Origin of the sequence: Novosphingobium sp. UBA1939 (genome assembly GCF_002336885.1) — a bacterium.
Taxonomy (GTDB): Bacteria; Pseudomonadota; Alphaproteobacteria; order Sphingomonadales; family Sphingomonadaceae; genus Novosphingobium.
In genome coordinates this window covers 1-3,181 of record NZ_DDFB01000059.1, presented here as the reverse complement: position 1 = coordinate 3,181, position 3,181 = coordinate 1, and the positions used below count along the sequence as shown (strand labels likewise).

Genomic DNA, 3,181 nt, shown 5'->3' with positions numbered 1-3,181 from the left:
GTATTCGTAGAAGGCGCGGCGCTTGGAATCCATCAGCGGATTGCCGGCCCAGGCCTCGGGCACCAGCATCATCACCGCGTGCGCCAGGCTGTATCCGCCCGCCAGCAGCAGTTCGAGCGCGTTGTCCAGGCTCGCCGTGTCCGACTGCCCGTGCGGGATCAGCGGCCACATCTTGTCGAGGTCCGGCCCCAGCAGCTCGGATTCCATCGTGCGGCGGCGCGCATTCATCCAGTTCACGTTGCCGCGAACCGTGTTGATCTCGCCATTGTGGGCGATGAAGCGGAAGGGATGCGCCAGCTTCCAGCTCGGGAAGGTGTTGGTCGAGAAGCGCTGGTGGACAAGGCCCAGCGCGGAGACGCAGTCCGGATCGCGCAGGTCGTCATAGAACGAGCCAACCTGGTTCGCCAGCAGCAGTCCCTTGTAGACGATCGTGCGCGTCGAAAAGCTCGGCATGTAGAGTTGCGTCACGCCCGGAAGCCCGTGCTTCTCGGCCATGGCGGCAAGCGGGTTCTGCGTCTGCTTGCGGATCGCCAGCAGCTTGCGCTCGAACGCGTCCTGGTCGGGCGTGCCCTCGCCGCGCTTGATGAAGCACTGGCGCACCACCGGCATCGATTCGATCACGGTCTTGCCGAGGCCCTCGAGCGTGACGGGCACGTCGCGCCAGCCGATCAGTTCCTGGCCTTCCTTGGCGATGAACTTCTCGAAGAACTCGGTCACGAAGTTCCGCGAAGGTTCGTCCTGCGGCAGGAAGCACATCGCCACGGCGTAATCGCCCGGCGCGGGCAGTTCCTTGCCCTGCGCAGCCGCCCACTTGCGGAAAAGCTGATCGGGCAACTGGATCAGGATGCCGGCGCCATCGCCCAGCAACGGGTCGGCGCCCACCGCGCCGCGATGGTCGAGATTTCGCAGAATTTCCAGCGCCTGCTCGATAATCGCGTGGCTTTTCGCCCCTTTGATATGGGCAACAAAGCCCACACCACAGGCGTCATGCTCATTACGCGGATCGTACAGGCCCTGAACCGGCGGAAATCCCATATCGAAGGTCGTCCCTACATCCAGAATTGGAAATATCGCACGAATCGCGCCGCCCCCCTTGGCGACGAAAGTTGCGCGAATATCCCCCATGACTGCAGGAAAGTTATTTTGCAACCGCGAGCGTCATTTCCCGCGCCGATCCGCGCGGGAAATACGGTTGCACCCTTCAAAACGGGCAGGATTCCGTCGAAAATGGCTACATTCAGGACCGATTGCGGACGAGGTTAGCCCTTGGCGGTCATTCTCTGGAGCGTGGCGAGGGCCGCGCGCAAGGCGCGGTCGGCCTCTTCGGGATCGCTGAACGCGGGAACGGCCCCGGCGGGCGGCGCGAAGGCCGGCGGCGCGGGTTCCGTCACAGACGATGGCATGGCCCGTCCACGGCTGGCCAACGGCGTATCGGGGCGGGCAAACGGCGGATCCACCGGCGCGTCGTCATGGCGGCGCGGCGCGGGGGACGGCATATCGACCAGCGAGGGATAGCGGTGTTCGGGCAACGGTGCCTCGCCGGGCACGATCGCCAGGAAAGGCGGCGCATCCGCCTCCCCACCTGCTTCCGCGTCCTCCACGCCCTGTTCGGCCGCGTCCGCGGCGTGCGTGGCTATACCAGGCGGCAGCGTGGCGTCGACTTCCGCCTCGGCCCGCAGATCCTGTTCCGCGTGTCGCGCCAGTTCGTCGCGCCGGACCGCGATCGCCATCGCCAGCCGCTCGATGAGCTGCACGAGGCCCAGCGATTCCAGCGGCGCGGCATCCATCGCGGGCGCATCCGCGCGTGCTTCCGCCGCATCGTTGAAAATGCCGGGCGCGGGCAACGTCGGATAGGGCTGCACAAAGGGACGTTGCGTGTCGGAGGCCAGCGGTAGCCGCGCATCATCTTCGCCGGGCGGAGCCTCTAGCCCTGCAAGATCAAGGTCCGCATCGGCCGATGGCTCGTCCGCCAGCGCGGCAGGCAGCGCAAGCAGCGGCGGCGCAAACGGTCCGTCGTCGATCATCGGCGCGGCAAAGCGCGCGGGAGCACCAACTTCGTCCGCAAGCACGTCGTCTTGCCCGGCCGTTTCGTCCGGATCCGCCGCTTCAAGCGCCGTTCGGGACAAGTCCGCACCATCGACGGGTACCTCCGCGCCCCAATCTTCCGCGATCACGGGCTGTTCAAGCTCGCCACCCGGCTCCGGGTCCTCGAGCGCCGGCACCGTCGCCAATTCCTCGCTCAGCACCAGCGGCCGGCGCGGCGGGGCATCGGGGTGCGCGTCGCGCGCGCGGATTTTCACGGCACGTTGGGATACCGCCACGGCGGGCGCTCCGGATTCCATCGCCTCGTCGCGATCGGGCATCGCCGGCATGTCGAGCTTGGCCGCCTTGCCCCTGCGCAACCGCGCGGCGATGACAAGGCCGATCAGCCCGCCGACCACGGCCAGCGCGAAAGCCACCAGCACGCGGGCGGTGAAGCCCAGCGGCGGCGCGGCGGCCGGCAGGACCTTGGGCAGTCCGCTCGCCACGACCAGGCTCGCCAGCATCCGGGGCGGCACGACGAAGCTCGTCAGCCCCAGCAAGGCGGCGAACCACACTATCATCACCACCGGGAACAGGCGGTGCGCCGAAATCGATGCGGCCTGCTTGCGTTTCGCCTGCTTGCCCTGCGGAATGGTCACGTGCGTATCGATCCGTTCAAACCTGGCAAGTGCCCCACGCCGTCAGGCGGCGACACCCGCAATTGTACCTTTCCCGGCTATCACCTTTTGGTAAACAGCTTGATAACGACGAACATTGCCGGCCCAGTCGTGCTCGCGCTCGACGAACCGCCGCGCCACCGCGCGCCGTTCCGGCCATGCGCTCCGGTCGCCCAACAGCGCGACCATTGCCTTCGCCAGCCCGGCAGGATCGTCGGCGGGAAACAGCGTGCCGGTCACCCCGTCCTCGATCAGTTCCCTGTGCCCGCCCACGTCGCTCGCGGCAACCAGTTTGCCTTGCGCCATCGCTTCCAGCGGCTTGAGCGGCGTGACAAGGTCCGTCAGCCGCATCGCCTTGCGCGGATAGCACACCACATCGGCCAGCGCGTAATAGCGGTCGACCTCGGCGTGCGGCACGCGGCCGACGAAGCGGACCGCGTCCGCCGCCGGCGAGGCTTCGGCCTGCGCGCGCAGGGCATCGC

2 protein-coding genes and 1 pseudogene are annotated in these 3,181 nt (G+C 67.4%); all 3 read right to left on the bottom strand.

The genetic code is table 11. The features are described from left to right. Positions 1-1,035 (bottom strand): annotated as a pseudogene (locus tag B3547_RS08750) (glutamate synthase subunit alpha); the annotation flags it as partial. 224 nt (positions 1,036-1,259) lie between these two features. Beyond that, complete coding sequence (locus tag B3547_RS08745) at positions 1,260-2,681, bottom strand: hypothetical protein (RefSeq protein ID WP_292962188.1); 1,422 nt, start codon at positions 2,679-2,681, stop codon at positions 1,260-1,262. Between the two features lie 42 nt (positions 2,682-2,723). Further along, positions 2,724-3,181 (bottom strand): glycosyltransferase (locus tag B3547_RS08740; protein WP_292962186.1); only part of this gene is annotated, 458 nt, incomplete at its 5' end.